Genomic DNA, 18,195 nt, shown 5'->3' with positions numbered 1-18,195 from the left:
GCGCCCCGCGCCCCCCCCCCCCCCGCGCCCGCCGCGGGGCGGGGGGGGGGGGGGGCCCCCCGCGCCCCCCCCCCCCCCCCCCGCGGCGCGGGGCCCCCCCCCCCCCCCCCGGGGAGGGGTGCGGCCCCACCAGCGCGGCTGGCGTCGACCGGGCGGTGGTCGCTCAGCCGGCGGTGGTCGGCCCGTAGACGGTGGCCTGGAAGCTGCCGCCGACGACCAGGTCGACGCGTGCACAGGTGACGCTCTCGTCCGGCACGCTCGTCGTCGGGAACGGGCCGTCGACCGCCGTCAGGGCGTCGTCGGCGACGACCCGGGCCTCGTCGAGCGAGACGCACCGGTCGGTGATCCCGCTCCTCAGCGCTGCCACGATCCCGGCGACCAGCGGGTCCTCCAGGATCCCGTCCGAGCCCGTCGTCCCCCCGACGACGATCGCGCGCCCGCCGACGTCGACCGCCACCTCCGCGCAGACCTGCGCCTCGCCCACCGGCTCGGGCAGCGCGTCCCGCTCTTCGACGGACCAGTCGTCCAGGCCGAGCCGGTCGAGCTCGTCCTCGGCCCAGGCGACACCCTCGGCGACGGTGCGGCACGTGCTCGCCCCGCCGTCGACCCGGTCGGTCACGCTCTGCTGCAGCTCGACCACGGCGGGGTCCACCGCCGAGCGGCCCTCGAGCCGCTCGACGCCGTCGGGCACCTGGTCGGCCGGGGCGACGTACGTCTGGCCGTCCCAGGCGAAGGCCACCGGGTCCTCGATCGGCGGCAGGCCCTGCTCCGCGAGGAGCGTGGTGCAGTCCGCGTACGGGTCGCCGGTGAGCCAGGGCCCGGCCGCGTCGACGTCGAGCCCGTCGGCGACGTCGGGGCTCCAGGCGCTCACGCAGGTGACCCCCTCGCCCGACGAGCCGCGGAACGCCTGGACCGCCGCGTACGCGACGCCGCCGCCCGCGAGCACGGTGGCCAGTCCGAGCGCGACCGCGCCGCGGCGCCCGAGCCGTCGACGACGTGACGGGGGTGCGGCGGGTGCGGTGGTCGCCGTATCGAGCGTGGTGGTCATGAGGATCTCCTCGCGCAGGGCGGCGAACGCCGCCTCGTCCACGGCACCGAGACCCGCACGCCGGGCCGGGTCTACGCTGCGCAGCTGCATCATCGGGTCCGTCATCGTGCCTCCTCGGTTCCGGGGCGGGGTCGTCCCCACCCGGTGACCACGTGTCCGGTCGGGTCGTCCCGTTTCCGCTGCGGCGCTGACGCCGGTGCGCCGGGTGCGCCGGGCGCCACGAGTCCGTCGAGCTGCTCGGCCAGCCGCCGGCGCGCCCGGTGCAGGCGCACCCGGACCGCGGCGCGCGAGATGCCGAGCACCAGGGCGATCTCGTCGCGCGCGAGCTCTTCCCACGCGACGAGGCGCAGCAGCTCCTGGTCGTCGGGGCCGAGCAGCGCGAGCGCGCGCTCGACGTCGCTCACCTCGCCGGTCGGCGGCGGGACCGCTTCCGCGACCTCGGCGCGGAGCCTGTCGGCGAGGGCGAGCCGGCGCCGCGCGCCCCGGTGGAGGTTGGCCAGGACCCGGCGTGCGACGCCGAACATCCACGGTCGCGCGTCGTCCCCGACCGGGACGTCGTCGATGCGTCGCCAGGCGACGAGGAACGCCTCGGCGACGACGTCGGCGGCGTCGGACGGGTCGGCCACGCGTCGCACCGCGTAGGCGAGCAGGGGACGGTGCGTGGCCTCGAACAGGGCGGTGAACCGGGCCGCGCGGTCCTCGTCCGGCGGTGGGGCCGACGGGGTCCGCTCGGGCGGGCGGTCAGGGGCGGGCATCCGGGGTCCTCTCGACCGGGCGACGTGGACGACCGTCTCATGTCCGGTGCTCGCCGGTGCGTTACACCCTCCCGGTGCGGTAGCGGTGACCGTCCCTCGGTGCGTGGCGGCGCGATCTCTGTGGACGGCCGGCTCGCCCTCCGGGGCGTCCACCCGTCGGACGTGCGGAGCGTCGGCGCCGTGAATTCTCCGTTTCCGTCCGTGAACGGTGCGTTTCCGGGCCGTGCGGACCGCCGCTCGGGTGAGCGTTCACCGCGTGGGGCGGGACGGCGTCGGGCGGGGACGGGAGCGGCGCCGCGCCAACGATCCGGGCCGCGAGGACGGTGCAGCGCCGGGTCTCGACCGGTCCGTTCACATTCGCTGCCACGCGCCGAGGCGGTGGCGGCCACCGCTCGCGCGACCCGTGACAACGACCGCCTCGTACCGCTACCTTCGGCGCAGACGACGAGGTGGCCCGCTCCGAGCGGGCCACCTCGATCCGTCTCCGGGCACCTCCGCGCGAGGGCGCCTGGCAGGGGGCTCGACAGAAGTGCCACGCACGCACTCACGACGCCGACGACGTCGCCGCACCCGGGCTCGGGAGCCGGCCGGCATCTGCCCGCCGACTCCCCCGTCCACTGCCCGACCCCCGGGGTCCTGCACGGGACCCGTCGAGAGCCGAGGACCCGCGATGGCCGTATCCGAGTTCGACCGCCTGGTCGTCACCCCGCGCCGCACGCAGCACGTGCGGCCCGCCCCGTTCGGCCCGCGGGCCAACGCCGACCGTCCGACCGGCCCGCCGCGCGACGAGAACTCCGCCGCGCGCTCGCCGTCGCTCGTCATGATCATGCTGCTCGCGACGCTCGGCGTCGTCGCGTACGCGGTGTTCCTGCTCAACCCCGCGAACCGCGGCGACACGCTGCCCTACGTCATGGTCATCACGGCCGAGACGGTGCTCGTCGCCCAGGCGCTGCTGGCGATGTGGACCGTGCTGTCGAGCGGGCACGACCCGCGCGGGTTCTCGTTCCACCACGCCAAGGACCGCCTGTTCGACGTCCCCGAGATCATCCGGGACGGCGCCGAGGACGACCCGACGCGCTGGAACCTCTACCTCCACGACCGCCCCGTCGCCGTCGACGTCCTCATCACGACCTACGGCGAGGACCTCGACACCATCGCGCGCACGGTCCGCGCCGCCGTCGCGCTGCGCGGCACGCACCGCACGTGGGTGCTCGACGACGGCCGGTCCGACGACGTGCGCGACCTCGCCGCCCAGCTCGGCGCACGCTACGTGCGGCGCCTGTCGAGCAACGGCGCGAAGGCCGGCAACGTCAACCACGCGCTCGCCATCGCCAAGGGCGACTTCTTCGTCATCCTCGACGCCGACTTCGTCGCGAGGCCGGAGCTCCTCGTCGAGACCGTGCCGTTCTTCGTCAAGGACGACGTCGCGTTCGTCCAGACCCCCCAGACGTACGGGAACCTCGACAACCTCATCTCGCGCGGCGCCGGGTACATGCAGGCCGTCTTCTACCGGTTCGTGCAGCCCGGCCGGAACCGGTTCAACGCCGCGTTCTGCGTCGGCACCAACGTCATCTTCCGCCGTGCCGCGATCGACGACATCGGCGGCATGCACACCGACTCCAAGTCGGAGGACGTGTGGACGTCGCTCATGCTCCACGAGCGCGGGTGGCGCACGATCTACATCCCCACGACGCTCGCCGTCGGCGACACCCCCGAGACCGTCGAGGCGTACACCAAGCAGCAGCTGCGCTGGGCGACCGGCGGGTTCGAGATCCTGCTCCAGCACAACCCGCTCAGCCCGCGCCGCACCCTCACGCTCGACCAGCGGCTCCAGTACACCGTCACCGCGACGCACTACCTCGCGGGCATCGCGCCGCTCGTGCTGCTGCTCGTGCCGCCGCTCCAGATCTACCTCGACCTCACACCCATGAACCTCACCATCTCGTGGGGCACGTGGCTGCTCTACTACGCGGGGTTCTACGTCCTCCAGATCGCCATCGCGTTCTTCACGCTCGGGTCGTTCCGGTGGGAGGTGCTCATGCTCGCGTCCGTGTCGTTCCCGATCTACACCAAGGCTATGTGGAACGCGCTGACGGGCAAGGAGCAGGCGTGGCACGTGACCGGGAGCAAGGGAAAGGTCTCCTCGCCGTTCAACTACATGATCCCGCAGGTGCTGTTCTTCGCGTTCCTGCTCGTGACGTCGGTGGTGGGGGTCTGGAAGGAGTGGGGCGACCCGATGCCGAGCCTCGCGCTCGCGTGGAACGTCACCAACACTCTGATCCTCGGGGCGTTCGTCGTGACGGCTGGGCGTGAGTCGCGTGCTTCGCGGCGTGCTGTGCGTTCCGTCCGGCGGCGGGGAGGGGAGGCCGCGCCGGGTCTACCATCCGGCACCTCGTCCCTCGGCGCCTCCCGCCAGACCCGCCCCGACCCGGCGCGGCCTCCCCTCCCCGCCGCCTCGAGGTCGAGTCACCCGGCGTCGTCCGCACTCCCCGCCGCCACGCTGTCGTCTCACCTCGAGACGCACGGTCCCCTCGGAGGTGTCGCATGACCTGGTCGAACCGGTTCCGCCTCGTGGGCGGGCTGCTCGTGGTGGTGCTCGTGTGCGCGGCGCTCACGCTCGTGATGAACCGGCGCCTCGGGCAGGCGACGAGCACGACGGCCACCATCCGGGCGGAGGTGCTCGACGTCGGCAGCGACTACGCGGGGACCGTCACCGCGGCGGAGGTCGCCGAGGGGGACGAGGTCGCCGCGGGCGACCCCCTGTTCACCGTGAGCAGCCTGACGCTCCAGCACGACATCGCGCTCGGGCTCGTCAGCGCGGACACGTCCGCGTACCAGGTGGCGCCCGACGGGACGATCACGCTCGTCGCTCCCTACGACGCCGTCGTCACCCACGTCGCGGCCCGCGAGGGCGGGTTCGTCCAGGCGGGAGAGGTCGTCGCGTCGCTCGAGCGGGAGGGGTCGCTGTTCGTCGACGCCCGTCTGACGCTCGACCCGAGCGACTTCGCACGCGTCCGCCAGGGCGCGGAGGTCACGGTGGTCCTGCCGAACCAGGCGGAGGTCGCGGGCGAGGTCGCGTCGGTCGCGGTGCAGAACACCGCCAACCAGGCGGAGGCCACGATCGAGGTGACGAGCGACGCGCTCGTGCGCGGGGCCGAGCACGGCCTCGTCGCGTCGGGCACGCCCGTCACGGCGAGCATCGAGCTGCACGACGACGGCCCGCTCGCCGGGGTCGACGAGTCGTTCGGCGAGTTCCTCCGCAAGGTGGGGCTGTGACGCCCCGCCGGGGTCGACCCGTGCGTCACGAGATCGACCTCCCGAAGGTCGATCTGGGACGCTCGGGCCGATCTCGGGGCCGGGTGGTCGCGGCGGTGCTCGCATCGGCAGCGCTCGTCACCGGGTGCGGGCTGCTCGAGACGGACGTGTCGCCCGGGGCGACGGGGCCGCCCGGGGCGGGCTCCGCCGTCGGGCACCCCGCCGCTGACCTGACCGGCACCGTCCCCGACGTCGACCTGTCGATCCTGCCGCAGGAGTCGGTCGCTCCGATGCCCACAGCCCGGCTCGCGGACGGCCTGGTCCCGCCGACCAACCGCTGGTTCTCCGGGCTGGCGTTCGGCGACGAGCCGCTTCCGGTGTTCCCCGTGCCGCTCGCGTTCGGCGTGACCGACGGCGGGTTCGCGTTCGGCCTGCCCGACGTCGAGGTCACCGAGCAGTCGATCCTCGGCCCGTTCGTGCCGCGGGTCGGCGTGGACGTCGGGGCGGAGTCGGTCGAGGTCACCGCCTACGACACCGCATCCGTCACCCTCGACCTGCTCGACGACGCAGGCTCCGTCCTGGGGACGGTGGCCCTCGTCGAGGGGTCGCCCGTCCTGCGGTACACCGCGGCGACGGACCGGACCGCGGCGCTCACCGTCGCGTTCGACGCGGCGGAGGACGGGCTCGTCACGACCGAGGCGGGCGGACGCGAGTACGTGCTGGTCGGGGCGGAGGGCGCGCTGTCCGACGACGGTCGTTCGCTCGACCTCGCCGCGGGCGACTCCGTCGCGTGGTTCCCCGTGCCCGACGGCGCCCCGGACGGTGCCGTCGCGGCGCTCGCCGAGACGGCCGCGCACCCCGTCACGGGCACGACCCTCGCGTACGGCGTGGCCGACGACGCCGCCACCACGGCGATCACCTACGAGACCGGAGGTGACGAGCCCGGGCCGGGGACCGTCGTCGTGCGGCTGCCGCACCAGCGCGAGAGCGACGGCGCGTCGTGCGGCCTGGGCACCTACGCGACCGTGCTCGGGACGGTCGACGTGTGCACGGCGAGCACGCTCGCCTGGTCGAGTCCCGCCGTCGAACCCGCCGGGGCGCTCGACCTCTCCGGGCTGGGCGAGGACGAGACGACGGAGCTCGCCCAGCAGGTGCGGGCCGACGCCGCGGCGCTCGAGGCGGGGTCTCTCGAGGTGCCGTCGGACACGTACTTCGGGGGCAAGGCGCTCGCGCGCGACGCGAACCTGCTCGTGCTCGCCGAACAGCTCGGGCTCGACGACGTCGCGGCTCCGCTGCGCGACGACCTCTCGGCCGCGCTGCGCGAGTGGGCCGAGCCCGCGGGGTGCGCGGGACGCGACGCGCGCTGCTTCGTCTACGACCCCGAGGTGCGCAGCGTCGTCGGGCGGACGCCGTCGTTCGGCTCGGACGAGCTCAACGACCACCACTTCCACTACGGGTACTTCCTCTACGCCGCGGGCGTCGTCGCAGCCGACGACCCGGCGCTCGCGGCGGACCTCGCGCCCGTGCTCGACCTGCTCGCCGCGGACGTCGCGTCCGGCGCGGGCGACGAGGACTTCCCGGCGCTGCGCGCGTTCGACGCGTACGCCGGCCACTCGTGGGCGTCGGGGTACGCGCCCTTCGCGGACGGGAACAACCAGGAGTCCGCGTCCGAGGCGGTGTCCGCGTGGAACGGGCTGGCGCTGTGGGCGCAGGCGTCGGGGAATGCGGCGCTCGAGGCGCAGGCGCGCTGGCTGCTGTCCGCCGAGGCGACGTCGGCGCGCGCGTACTGGACCGACTTCGACCGCGACGACCCGGCGATCGACGGGTTCGGGCACACCGTGACGTCGCTCGTGTGGGGCGGGAAGCGCGACTGGGCCACGTGGTTCAGCGCCGAGCCGAGCGCGATGCTCGGCATCCTCGTGCTGCCGATGCAGCCCGTCGCCGGGTACCTCGGGGGCGACCCGGAGCGCATCCGGGCCAACATCGACGAGGCGCTCGCCGGCCCGCGCGACGACCCGGCGACGTGGGACGTGCTGTTCGGCGACCAGCTCCTCATGTACGCGGCGCTCGCGGGCCCGGACGACGCCGCGGCCGCCCTGGACGTCGCCCGCACCCTCCCGGAGGAACGCATCGACGACGGCAACACCCGCAGCTACCTCCTCGCGTGGCTCCTGGTGCACGCCGCGGCGTAGGACCATCGACGCCGAACCCGGGGTCGTTCCTCACCGGACCGCTCGCGCGAGGAGGAACCCCGGGTTCGGCACTGGCACTACCCTGCTCCGGGGGTCTTCACACGAACTTCACGGACGGGAGAGACATGAGCGCCATCGGGTGGCGGTTGCACGGGAACGGGAAGACGGTCGCGCCGGGGGACGTCGTCGACCCCGACGAGCGGCTGACCTGGCCGCGGACCATCGGGATCGGTATGCAGCACGTCGTCGCCATGTTCGGCGCGACGTTCCTCGTGCCGCTGCTCACCGGGTTCTCGCCCGCGACGACGCTGTTCTTCTCCGCGATCGGTACCGTCGGGTTCCTGCTCATCACCGGCAACCGCCTGCCGAGCTACCTCGGGTCGAGCTTCGCGTTCATCGCCCCGATCGGCGCCGCGACCGCGTCGCAGGGCCAGTCGGTGGCCGTCGGCGGCATCCTCGTCACCGGCCTCGTGCTCGCCGCTGTCGGCCTGCTCGTGCACGTCGCGGGCGCGCGGTGGATCGACATCGTCATGCCGCCGATCGTCACCGGCACGATCGTCGCGCTCATCGGCCTCAACCTCGCCCCCGCGGCGTGGGGGAACTTCCAGCAGGCGCCGGTCACGGCCGTCGTCACGCTGGCCGCGATCATCCTCGTCAGCGTCCTGTTCAAGGGGATCATCGGGCGCCTCTCGATCCTCGTCGGCGTGATCGTCGGCTACGTCGTGGCCGTGATCCAAGGGGAGGTGTCGTTCGACGCGGTGCGCCAGGCCGACTGGATCGGGCTCCCCGAGTTCGTCACGCCCACGTTCGACGTCGCCGTGCTCGGCCTGTTCGTCCCGGTCGTGCTCGTGCTCATCGCGGAGAACGTCGGGCACGTGAAGTCGGTCGCGGCGATGACCGGCAAGAACCTCGACGACCTCACCGGGCGCGCGCTCCTCGCGGACGGCGTCGCGACGACGCTCGCGGGCGTCGGCGGCGGGTCGGGCACCACGACGTACGCCGAGAACATCGGCGTCATGGCCGCGACGCGCGTCTACTCGACCGCGGCCTACTGGGTCGCGGCGGCGACCGCGCTCGTGCTCTCGCTCTCGCCGAAGTTCGGCGCGCTCATCGCGACCATCCCCGCCGGCGTCCTGGGCGGGGCGGCGACGATGCTCTACGGCATGATCGGCATCCTCGGTGCGCGCATCTGGGTGCAGAACAAGGTCGACTTCTCCAACCCCGTCAACCTCACGACCGCCGCCGTGCCGCTCGTCATCGGCATCGCCAACTTCACCTGGGCCGTCGGCGACCTGACGTTCGAGGGCATCGCGCTCGGCACCGCCGCGGCGCTCGTGATCTACCACCTCATGCGGAACATCGCGCGGTGGCGCGGCACGACCCAGGAGCCCGCCAGCCCGGCGTCGGCCCCCGGCGGCGACGAGCCGATCGTCCACGACACGATCGAGGACGCCCGCTGACGAACGGTCCGCGCTGATGCCGAACCCGGGATCTCTCCCCAACTGAAGCCTTCGCTGGGGAGTGGTCCCGGGTTCGGCGTCCTGGCGTCACGCGGCACGACGGCGTCCCGTCGACAGGAGCGCGCGGTGGACCGTGGTCGCGGCGCGGCCCGGCACGCGCGTGTCGGCGGAGGTGAACCGAAGCACCGCTGCGACGTCGGCGGTCACGAGGTCGTTGTGCCGTTCCCGGTCGGCGAAGGCCGCGCTCGGCGTGTCGTGGAACTCCGCGCCGTCGGCCTCGGCGACGACCCAGCGGCCGTCGTCGAGCAGCCATCCCAGGTCGCCGCGTCGCTCCCGCCCGCTCGACCCGACCAACGGGACCTGGAGCGTGTCCGGCGGGACGCCGCCATCGAGGCAGTCGAGCCGTACCCAGGTCTCCAACGGTGACTCCGCACGACAGTCCGCGAGCTCCCACCACGAGTGCGTCCGCGCGACACCCCGACGACCACGGGCGTGGTCGTGCGCGCGGTCGAGACCTTCGGTCGACACCAGCCCGAGATGGAGAGCCGAGTCCATGACCGACACGGCCCAGGGCCGGTCGAGCTCGGGCACCGCCTGGGCCAGAGCCCACTCGGGGGCCGCGACGTACCGGTCGCCCACCCGCACGACCGTCATCCCGTCGTCGAACATGCGCAGGCGGATGCCGTCGCGGGACTCGAGCCCGCGAGCACCGGGCAACGTCGCCTGCGGGACGACGCGTGAGGGCAGGCCGGCAACGCCGAGCAACGCGAGCGCGCACGGTCCGACGGCGATCGCCTCGGGGCCGAAGGCGAGCAGCGCTGCCCAGGCAGCACGGCGGCGTCGGGAGTCAGGCGGCCGGGTGGGCGGGGGTGTCGGGTCGAGGTCGTACACGCCGGCGGTGATCCGTGCCCATGACCCCGAGCGGACGAGGCGGGTCAGCACGTTCGGGCCGATCCCGGCGTCGAGGCACTGCCTCGTGCAGATGAGCGACTCCTGCTGGGCGGCGACGGCGCGGATGGCTTGCGGTACCGGAGAACGAGGCGGCATGGGTCGCATCCCAGCGCACCTGGCGTCGTCGGAGGAGCCCACCGGACGGCCCTGTGGACGGAACCCTCGAACGAAGGGACTGTGGAAACCGGCGAGGCAGGTTCCGCCTCGCGGGGGAGTGTCGACCCCTGGATCGCTCCTCAGACGCGCGCGGCGGTGGGGAGAGACCCAGGGTTCGGCGCCAACACGGGATCTCTCCCCAGGACGAGCCGCACGTGAGGAGCGATCCCAGGTTCGGCGGGGGCCGGGTCAGAGGCGGAGGCCCAGGACCAGGCCCTCCGGGACGTCGAGGCGCGTGAAGCCGAGGTGCTCGTAGAAGCCGATCGCGGAGACGTTGTCCTCTGCGACGCCGAGGTGGACGCCCTTGACCTCGGCGGCGCGCAGGGCGTCGAACAGCGCGTCCATCAGCCGGCGGCCGTTGCCGCCGCCCTGCGCGGCGGGCAGCAGGTCGACGTGGAGGTGCGCGGGGTAGTCGCGGAGCACGGACGGGTCGGTGCGGTGCGGACGGTGGATCTGGCGGACCAGCGCCTCGTCGCGCGAGCCCTCCGGGAAGCTGCCGAGGGGGTACCTCTCGCGCAGCGGGGGCCACCACTCCCGCTCGGACCGTGCCTCGAACGCGGTGGTGTCGCGCGCCCCCAGCACGTAGCCCGCGGCCACGCCGTCGACCTCGACGACGAACGCGAGCGACGGCTCGAGGGCGAGGTACGCCCCGAGGTAGACCTCGCCGAGCAGTCTCGGGTCGGTGTACAGCGCGGTCGCGTCCGCGCCGGACGCGCCGGTCCGCAGGCAGATCTCGTAGAGGCGGTCGACCTCGTCGGGGTCGGTGGTCCGGGCGGGCCGGAGGGGCAGGGTGCTCATGGGTACCGTTCGGCGGTCGTGAGGGCTCGGCGGGCGCCGGGCGAAGGACGTGCTCAGCCCTCCGCGGGCGGCACGGGCAGCGGCTGGGGGGTGATCTCCTCGATCGCGACGCACCCGGTGCGGCTCTCGAGCGGTACGTCGCCGGACAGGCCGACGAGCTCGGGGTCCACGACGTCCTCGAAGTCGGCGCCCACGTAGAGGTCGACGGTGGCGTCCTCGCGCGCGTCGAGCACGAGGCCGGGGTCGTCGTAGTGCGCGGCGAGCGTGTACGCCTGCGCGAGGCCGGCGGCCCCGAAGTGGATCTGCGTCTGCGCCATGACGTCCGACTTCCCGTCGCCGTCCAGGTCCGGCGCGTTGCCCGTGGAGATCACCGCGAAGCCGCGCGACGTGAGGAGGTCCTCGTTCAGGCGACCCAGGGGGGCGTCCTTGCCGGACGCGTTGTAGACGTTGACCTGGACGTCGCCGGTCGCCACGGGGAGGGTGCCCTCGGGGAGGCAGGGGACCTCGACGTGCGCGAGGTCGTCGACCGCCTCGGGTGACGACAGCGGCCGGTCGAACGGTGCCTCGATCGCCCCCGTGTACACGGCCAGCGCGCCGAGCCCGACGACGGCGAGCGCGGCGATGAGCAGCCCGAACACGACGGCCTGGCGCTCGTGCATGCGTCGGCGCCGCTCGGTGCGCGCGGTGTCGGGGCGGGTGGTCACGCCAGAAACCTACCGGACCCCGCGCTCATCGCACGGTCAGGACGCGGGCGTGCAGGATGGCGCGCTGCTGGAGCGCGGCCCGCACGGCGCGGTGCAGCCCGTCCTCGAGGTAGAGGACGCCCTCGTACTCGACGACGTGCGCGAAGAGGTCGCCGAAGAACGTCGAGTCCTCGGCGAGGAGCGCGTCGAGGTCGAGCGTGCGCTTGGTGGTGACGAGCTCGTCGAGGCGCACCTGACGCGGGGGCACCTCGGCCCAGTCGCGGGCGGTCACCCGGCCGTGGTCCGGGTAGGGGCGCCCGTCGCCGACGGCCTTGAAGATCATGCGGGACATCCTAGAGGCCCGACGGCGGCCCACGCCCAGGTCGTCGGGGTGTCGGTCACGCGGTCGTCACGATCTCCCCACGAGGAGCACCCGCGTCCTTCGCGTCGGCGAGCACCGTACTGACCGTCGGGCGAGCCCGCAGACGTGTCCACCGGCCCGGGCAGCGGCCGAGGTGCAGCTCGTCAGGAGCCTCGGCGCCGGCTACCGGTTCGAGGAGTGACCCGCCGCGTCGTCGACGAGGCGCGCCAGCTCGCGCACCACCGCACCCGGCAGCGCGGGCGGGAACAGCAGCGCCCGCTGCAGCTCGCCCGCGCGCCAGCCGTCGCACGCGAGCGCGGCGAGCACGAGCGACGACGGCGCGCCCTCCTCGCGCCACGCGCGCAGCACGAGCGCGTGCACCTCGTGCTGCCCCTCCGGGACGTCGTCGCGCGCGACCCCGCCCAGCGCGTACAGGCGCAGGAGTGCCGCGGCCTTGCGCGAGTCGTCCAGCGCCGCGACCGACGCGGCCACCGCCGCGCGCGACGGGTCGAGGCGCAGCGGCGAGAGGTCGTCGAACCCGGACTGCAGCACCTCGAGCGCGACGTCGTCGACCAGCGTCTCCGCGTCGCCGAACATCGCCAGCAGCGTGGACTCGCTGCGGTCGCAGCGGCGTGCGACCGCAGCGAGCGTGAGGTTCTCGACGCCCTCCTCGAGCGCGACCCGCAGGACGGCGTCCACGAGCGGGCGCTCGTCGTCGCGGAACGGGTCCTCGTCGAGGTCCACGTCGCGGAAGACGACGGCGCTCGCGGGCGGACGCACGTCCGCGTACCGGGAGAGGTCGCCGAGCAGGTCCTCCCACTCGGCCTCCGTGAGCGCGTACGCGTCCTGGTAGAGACCGAGCCACGTCCCCTCGAGCGCGAGCGCCGCGACCCACGTGCGCGGGTCGGGGACGCCCGACGCGCCGTCCGGCCCCCGGCTCGGCTCCTGGGTGGGGATCGCGGCGACCCACTCGTGCAGGGTGGCCCTGGCCGAGCGCGTCGCGTCGCTCTGGTCGGGCGTGGACATGACCGTCACCTCCGTGGTCGGGCACAGTGGACCGAGCCTAGCCGGACGCCCCGACGCCGACGCGAGGTAGAGCCCCGGTCCGCCGAGGTAGAGGCGTGGTCAGGGGCACGGGTCGACCAGACCTCCACCTCGCGTTACCAGGGCTCTACCTCGTGGTGCCGGGGCTCTGCCGCGGCGTCAGGGGCGGGGGACGTCGCGGCGGCGGAAGCCCGCCAGGCCCAGCGCGACGAGCGCGACGGCGAGGAGCGTGAGCCAGACGAACGGCCACGGCTCGACGTCTGCGCCCGGGAGCTGGGGGACGTGCCAGAACGGGGAGACCCCGCTGGCCCACGACGGCAGGTCGAGCAGGGCGCCGAACATCGTCACGACGAACGAGTACGCGAGGAGCGCCCAGGCGAGCGACGCGAGGACCGGGCGCGACCCGAACGCGGCGACGGCGACGCCCGTGACGACCGCGATCGCCGGGAGGTACGCGAACGACGCGGCGAGGTAGTCGCCGAGCCCGAAGGCGTCCTCCCCGACGCTCAGCGCGCCGAGCCACAGCCCGAGCGCGCTCACGACGAGCAGCACCGACGTCCCGAGCAGCGTCACGACGAGCTGGCCGCCGAGCCACCGCACGCGCCCGACCCCGGTCGCGAGCACGGGCTCGAGCCGCCCCGCCGTCTCCTCGCCGCGGGCCCGCTGGGCCGACGCGACGGCGAACCCGCCCGCGCCGAGCCCGAGGAACAGGGCCATGACGGCGACGAACCCGCCCACGAGGTCGGTGGCGTCGCCCAGCATCTGCGCGATCTCGGGGTTGTCGGCGACCATGTCGCCCACGGAGTCGACGAACGTCCCGCACGCGAGCGCGGTGACGCCCACCCCGACGCCCCACGCGAGCACGGACGCGCGCTGCTGGCGCCACGCGAGGGCGAGCGGGCTCGCGAGCCACCCGGCGGCGACGGGGCGCCCCGCGCGGGGCGGGACCAGGCCGGCACCCAGGTCGCGCCGCGCGGCGAGCGCCGCGCCCAGGGCGAGGAGCAGCACGACGAGCGCGACCGACAGGCCGAGCGGCCACCAGCGCAGGTCGACGAACGCGCGGATCTGCTGCGCCCAGCCGATGGGGGAGAGCCACGAGACCCAGCTCCCGTGCTCCTCCTGGACGTCGCCGACCGCGCGCAGCAGGAACGCGACGCCGAGCACGGCGAGCGCGAGGCCGCTCGCGGCGCGCGCGTGCTCGGTCACCTGGCTCGTCACGACCGCGACGGCGGCGAACACGAGGCCCGTGACGCCCACCGCGGCGCCGAGCGCGAACGAGTCGACGGCCGCGAGCCCGGTCGCGACGAGGACGGCCCCCGTCGCGAGCGCGATGGCGGCGTTCGCGACGAGCGCGGCGACGAACGCGGCGGTCGCGGGGGCGTGGCGCCCGACGACCCCGGCCCGCACGAGCTCGGCCCGGCCCGTCTCCTCCTCGGCGCGCGTGTGCCGCACGACGAGCGAGATGCTCATGATCGCGACGGCGACCATGACGGTGAGCGCCATCTCGTTCGCGATCATCGCGCCGAGCGTGTAGTCCTCGATCCCGTACTGGGGCCCGGACAGCATGATGCCCGCGGGGCTGGACACGAGCGCCGCGCGCGCCTGGCGGTCGGCCGCGGTCGGGTAGAGCGTGTCCAGCGCGACGGCCGCGTACCCGAAGAGGAGCGCGATCGACGCCGTCCACACGGGGATGCGGACGCGGTCGCGCCGCAGGACGAAGCGCAGCAGCGTGGTCCAGCCGGTGGCCGCGCGGCCCCGCCGGTGCGGCTCGGGCGCGACGGCGGCGGCGCGCCGCCCGCGTGGTGGTGCGGCCGTGCGGGCGGTCCCGGGGGCGCTCACAGCGCGCCCGCCCCGTCGAGCACGGCGAGCTCGTCGCCGTAGTGGCGCAGGAACAGCTCCTCGAGCGAGGGCGGGTTCACCGTGACGGAGCGCAGGCCGAGGTCGGTGAGCGCGCGCAGCACGGCCTCGACGCGGTCGTTGTCGACGTCGAACCGCGCCCGCGTGCCGTCCGCGCCGGGCTCCACGACGAGGTCGTGCACGCCGTCGAGCGCGTCGAGCGCCGCCGGGTCGTGCCCGGTCACGGCGGTGACCGACGAGCGCGTGAGGTGCCGGAGCTCGGAGAGCGTCCCGGACTGCACCGTGCGTCCCGCGCGGATGATCGTCACCGTGTCGCACAGCTTCTCGACCTCGGCCAGGATGTGGCTCGAGAGCAGGACGGACCGGCCCTCGGCGGTCACCTCGCGCACGCACTGCGTGAACACGGACTCCATGAGGGGGTCGAGGCCCGACGTGGGCTCGTCGAGGACGAGCAGCTCGACGTCGGACGCGAACGCCGCGACGAGCGCCACCTTCTGCCGGTTCCCCTTGGAGTAGGTGCGCGCCTTCTTGGACGGGTCCAGCTCGAAGCGGTCGAGCAGCAGCTTCTTGCGCTGCGGGTCGACGCTCCCGCGCAGGCGGGTGAGCAGGTCGATCGCCTCGCCGCCGGTGAGGTTGGGCCACAGGCTCACGTCGCCCGGCACGTAGGCGAGGCGCCGGTGGAGGTCGACGGCGTCGTGCCAGGGGTCGCTGCCGAGCAGCCGCGCGCTGCCGGAGTCGGGCCGCAGCAGCCCGAGCAGCACGCGGATGGTGGTCGACTTGCCCGCGCCGTTCGGTCCGAGGAACCCGGCGACCTCGCCCGCGCGGACGGTGAGGTCGAGGCCGTCGAGCGCCTGCACGTGACCGAAGGCCTTGCGCAGGTCGTGCACCTCGACGGCGGGGGTCGTGCTCGTCATCGCGTCTCCTCCTGGTGGGTGGTGTGCTGCAGGTAGGCGTCGAGCAGGGTCGTCTCGACGAAGAGTCCTTCGGTGAAGACCTCGAGCGCGGGGAGCATCACGCGCTCGACGTACTCGCGCAGGTCGGCCTCGGGGTCGCGCGGCTCGGTCCGCTCGCGCAGCGCCCCGTCGACGAGCAGGGACCCGAGGGAGAGGGAGACGAGGTAGCGCGCGCGGGCCGCCTCGTCGCGGCTCGGGCGGATCACGCCCGCGGCGACGCCCGACGCCATGTACTCGAGCGTGACCTGCGTGAGGTGCTCGACGAACGACCGCGCGAGGTCCCCGCCCGCCTGGAGGCTGCGCAGCGTGTACTCGAACACGGGCGCGTAGTCCTCGATCCCGGCGAGCTGCGCGAACAGTCCCATCGGGCCCGCCGCGGGGTCCTGCGGCGAGATGGCGTCGGTCTTGGCGGCGCGCACCGCGTCGAACACGTAGTCGTCGCACGCGCGGCGCAGCCCGTCCTTGGAGCCGAAGTGGTGCACGACGAGCGCGGCGCTCACGCCCGCGTCGGCGGCGATGGTGCGCAGCGGCGCGCCGAACCCGTCGCGCGCGAAGCGCGAGATGGCGGCGTCCCGGATGCGGGCGCGGGTCGTGAGGTCGTCGGTGCCCGACGGCGCGGGGCGGCCGCGGTCGGTCGGCGAAGGCTGGTCTGAACGCACGTTCAATAGACTAAACACCCGTTCAACGGGTGTCCACCCGCGAGGGAGCGCTCTGTCGGCCCGTGGCCCTTGACGTGGGTGGCGGGGGCCGGTTGAGTGGAGGCCACGACGCGATGGGAGCGCTTCCATCGCTCGTCCCGCACCCCGTGTCGATCGAAGGAGATCCGCATGAGACGTCGTGCCGTCCTGTCCACCGTCGCTGCCCTCGCGCTCGCGAGCCCCCTGCTCGCCGCCGCCGGCAGCGCCGGCGCCGCCCCCGTCCCGACCCCCGCCGCCGCCCCGGCTGCGGCCGTCCCCGCGGCGGACGACGCCGTCGGGCCGGAGACCCGCCTCTACGTAGACCCGTTCTCCACGACCCTCCAGGCCGCCGCCTCGCTCACCGGGCAGGCCCGCGCCGACGCCCAGCTCCTCGGGTCCTTCCCGTCGGCCTCGTGGTTCACCGGCGGCGCACCCGACGAGGTGCGCGACGACGTCGCGTCCGTCGTCCGGGCGGCCGCGGCCGACGGGTCGGTGCCGACCGTCGTCGTCTACAACCTGCCGTTCCGCGACTGCGCGCAGTACTCCGCGGGCGGCGCCGCGGACACGGCCGCCTACACGGCGTGGGTGGACGCCCTCGCCGAGGGGATCGGCGACGACCCGGCGATCGTGATCCTCGAGCCGGACGGGCTCGGGATCATCCCCTGGTACACCGACATCAACGGCAACCCCGAGTGGTGCCGGCCTGCCGAGCTCGACCCGGAGACCGCCGCGGCGGACCGGTTCGTCCAGCTCAACCACGCCGTCGACGCGCTCACCGCGCTGCCCGGCACGTCCGTCTACCTCGACGGGACGCACTCCGGGTGGCTCGGGGTCGGCGACATCACCGACCGCCTGATCAAGGCGGGCGTCGAGCGCGCCGACGGCGTGTTCGTCAACGCGTCGAACTACGTCGAGACCGAGCGCCTCGTGAAGTACGGGACGTGGATCAGCGACTGCGTGCACCTGTCGGTGAACAGCTGGTGGGAGCCCGCGTGGTGCGCGAGCCAGTACTACCCGGCGAACCCGGACGACGTCTCGACGTGGGGGCTCACCGACGCCGCGTACGCCCAGGCGTACGTCGACACGGGCGTCGTGCGCGACCCCGCGGCGCAGCCGCACGTCGTCGTCGACACGAGCCGCAACGGCCAGGGGCCGTGGACGGCGCCGGCCGGCGTCTACGCCGACCCCGAGGTGTGGTGCAACCCGCCCGACCGCGGGCTCGGCGAGCGACCCACGACGGACACCGGCGACCCGTTCGTCGACGCGTACCTGTGGATCAAGGTGCCGGGAGAGTCCGACGGCAAGTGCTACCGGGGCACCGGCGGCCCGCTCGACCCGGCCCGCGGCATCGAGGACCCCGCCGCGGGGCAGTGGTTCGTCGAGCAGGCCGCGGAGCTCCTCGCGCTCGCCGTGCCGCCCGTCGAGCGCCCGACCTGCGAGGTCGCGTACACCGTCCACGGGACGTGGCAGGGCAAGAAGGGCAGCGGCTTCATCGCCCAGGTCGAGCTCCGCAACACCGGCACGGCGCCGCTCGACGGGTGGGAGCTGCGCTGGACCCCCGACGGGGACCAGCGGCTCACCGACGTGTGGGGCGCGCAGGCCAGCCGGGACGGCGCCGCCGTCACCGCGCACAGCCTGTCGTGGAACGCGACCGTGCGGCCCGGCGCGACCGCGACCTTCGGCTTCGTCGCGTCGGGCGCGCCGGGTGCCGACCCGCAGCTCGTGACCCTCGGGGGGCGCCCGTGCCACGTCGTCTGACCCCTCGCCGCGGGGCCCCGCGCGACGCGCGTCGCGGAGATCACGGGCACTGGGGACGAGAGACCCCTGCCGTTCCGGGCCAGACACCCGTAGGCTGGGGGTAGCCGTCGGCGGCACCGCCGGCGCCACGTCCCGGCGCGTCGGACCGTCGGGACGTCGAGAGGCCCGTCGCACTCGTGCGACGGGCCTTTTCGGTCCTGGCGTCCGGGCGTGGTGCGACGGACGACGACGAAGGGCCCGCCGCGAG

The 18,195-nt window shown here is 74.4% G+C and carries 15 protein-coding genes; 5 read left to right on the top strand and 10 right to left on the bottom strand.

Annotation, left to right across the window (positions count from 1 at the left end; translation table 11 throughout):
- Positions 1–163: 163 nt before the first annotated feature.
- Together ACFC2L_RS18960 and ACFC2L_RS18955 are read right to left on the bottom strand one after the other, a co-directional pair.
- Positions 164–1,153: a hypothetical protein gene (locus ACFC2L_RS18960; protein WP_375825902.1), complete on the bottom strand. Its 990-nt coding sequence runs from the start codon at positions 1,151–1,153 to the stop codon at positions 164–166.
- On the bottom strand, positions 1,150–1,803 hold the full coding sequence (locus tag ACFC2L_RS18955) for an RNA polymerase sigma factor (RefSeq protein ID WP_375825901.1): 654 nt from the start codon (positions 1,801–1,803) through the stop codon (positions 1,150–1,152). The genes ACFC2L_RS18960 and ACFC2L_RS18955 overlap by 4 nt, the downstream gene beginning before the upstream one ends.
- A 670-nt stretch (positions 1,804–2,473) precedes the next feature.
- Between ACFC2L_RS18955 and ACFC2L_RS18950 the strand changes: the two genes are divergently transcribed.
- From ACFC2L_RS18950 to ACFC2L_RS18935, 4 genes are all read left to right on the top strand, one after another.
- On the top strand, positions 2,474–4,351 hold the full coding sequence (locus tag ACFC2L_RS18950; protein ID WP_375825900.1) for a glycosyltransferase: 1,878 nt from the start codon (positions 2,474–2,476) through the stop codon (positions 4,349–4,351).
- Positions 4,348–5,079: an HlyD family efflux transporter periplasmic adaptor subunit gene (locus ACFC2L_RS18945; protein ID WP_375825899.1), complete on the top strand. Its 732-nt coding sequence runs from the start codon at positions 4,348–4,350 to the stop codon at positions 5,077–5,079. The genes ACFC2L_RS18950 and ACFC2L_RS18945 overlap by 4 nt, the downstream gene beginning before the upstream one ends.
- Before the next feature lie 95 nt (positions 5,080–5,174).
- Complete coding sequence (locus ACFC2L_RS18940) at positions 5,175–7,250, top strand: glycosyl hydrolase (protein ID WP_375825898.1); 2,076 nt, start codon at positions 5,175–5,177, stop codon at positions 7,248–7,250.
- A 125-nt stretch (positions 7,251–7,375) separates the two neighbouring features.
- On the top strand, positions 7,376–8,710 hold the full coding sequence (locus tag ACFC2L_RS18935; RefSeq protein ID WP_375825897.1) for a uracil-xanthine permease family protein: 1,335 nt from the start codon (positions 7,376–7,378) through the stop codon (positions 8,708–8,710).
- Positions 8,711–8,797: 87 nt separating this feature from the next.
- Here the strand turns inward: ACFC2L_RS18935 and ACFC2L_RS18930 are convergent, their stop codons facing one another.
- From ACFC2L_RS18930 to ACFC2L_RS18895, 8 genes are all read right to left on the bottom strand, one after another.
- The gene (locus ACFC2L_RS18930) at positions 8,798–9,757 is read right to left on the bottom strand and encodes a type IV toxin-antitoxin system AbiEi family antitoxin domain-containing protein (protein ID WP_375825896.1); all 960 of its coding nucleotides are present in this window, start codon (positions 9,755–9,757) and stop codon (positions 8,798–8,800) included.
- 249 nt (positions 9,758–10,006) lie between these two features.
- Positions 10,007–10,615 (bottom strand): GNAT family N-acetyltransferase, encoded by a 609-nt coding sequence (locus ACFC2L_RS18925; RefSeq protein ID WP_375825895.1) that lies wholly within the window; start codon positions 10,613–10,615, stop codon positions 10,007–10,009.
- A gap of 53 nt (positions 10,616–10,668) precedes the next feature.
- Positions 10,669–11,319 (bottom strand): LytR C-terminal domain-containing protein, encoded by a 651-nt coding sequence (locus tag ACFC2L_RS18920; protein ID WP_375825894.1) that lies wholly within the window; start codon positions 11,317–11,319, stop codon positions 10,669–10,671.
- Positions 11,320–11,344: 25 nt separating this feature from the next.
- Entirely contained in the window at positions 11,345–11,641 is a 297-nt protein-coding gene (locus ACFC2L_RS18915) for a type II toxin-antitoxin system VapB family antitoxin (RefSeq protein WP_024841670.1), read from the bottom strand.
- A 201-nt stretch (positions 11,642–11,842) separates the two neighbouring features.
- Positions 11,843–12,685, bottom strand: coding sequence for a hypothetical protein (locus tag ACFC2L_RS18910; protein WP_375825893.1), 843 nt, complete (start codon positions 12,683–12,685; stop codon positions 11,843–11,845).
- Between the two features lie 177 nt (positions 12,686–12,862).
- On the bottom strand, positions 12,863–14,542 hold the full coding sequence (locus ACFC2L_RS18905; RefSeq protein ID WP_375825892.1) for an ABC transporter permease: 1,680 nt from the start codon (positions 14,540–14,542) through the stop codon (positions 12,863–12,865).
- Positions 14,539–15,474, bottom strand: coding sequence for an ATP-binding cassette domain-containing protein (locus ACFC2L_RS18900; protein WP_375825891.1), 936 nt, complete (start codon positions 15,472–15,474; stop codon positions 14,539–14,541). The genes ACFC2L_RS18905 and ACFC2L_RS18900 overlap by 4 nt, the downstream gene beginning before the upstream one ends.
- Complete coding sequence (locus ACFC2L_RS18895; protein WP_375825890.1) at positions 15,471–16,172, bottom strand: TetR family transcriptional regulator; 702 nt, start codon at positions 16,170–16,172, stop codon at positions 15,471–15,473. The genes ACFC2L_RS18900 and ACFC2L_RS18895 overlap by 4 nt, the downstream gene beginning before the upstream one ends.
- Positions 16,173–16,340: 168 nt before the next feature.
- Between ACFC2L_RS18895 and ACFC2L_RS18890 the strand changes: the two genes are divergently transcribed.
- Entirely contained in the window at positions 16,341–17,948 is a 1,608-nt protein-coding gene (locus ACFC2L_RS18890; RefSeq protein WP_375825889.1) for a glycoside hydrolase family 6 protein, read from the top strand.
- The last annotated feature ends 247 nt before the right edge of the window (positions 17,949–18,195 follow it).

It is taken from the genome of Cellulosimicrobium sp. NPDC055967, from assembly GCF_042269845.1.
GTDB lineage: Bacteria > Actinomycetota > Actinomycetes > Actinomycetales > Cellulomonadaceae > Cellulosimicrobium.
The sequence above is the reverse complement of the archived record's forward strand: the minus strand, read 5'-3'. Positions and strand labels throughout refer to the sequence as shown.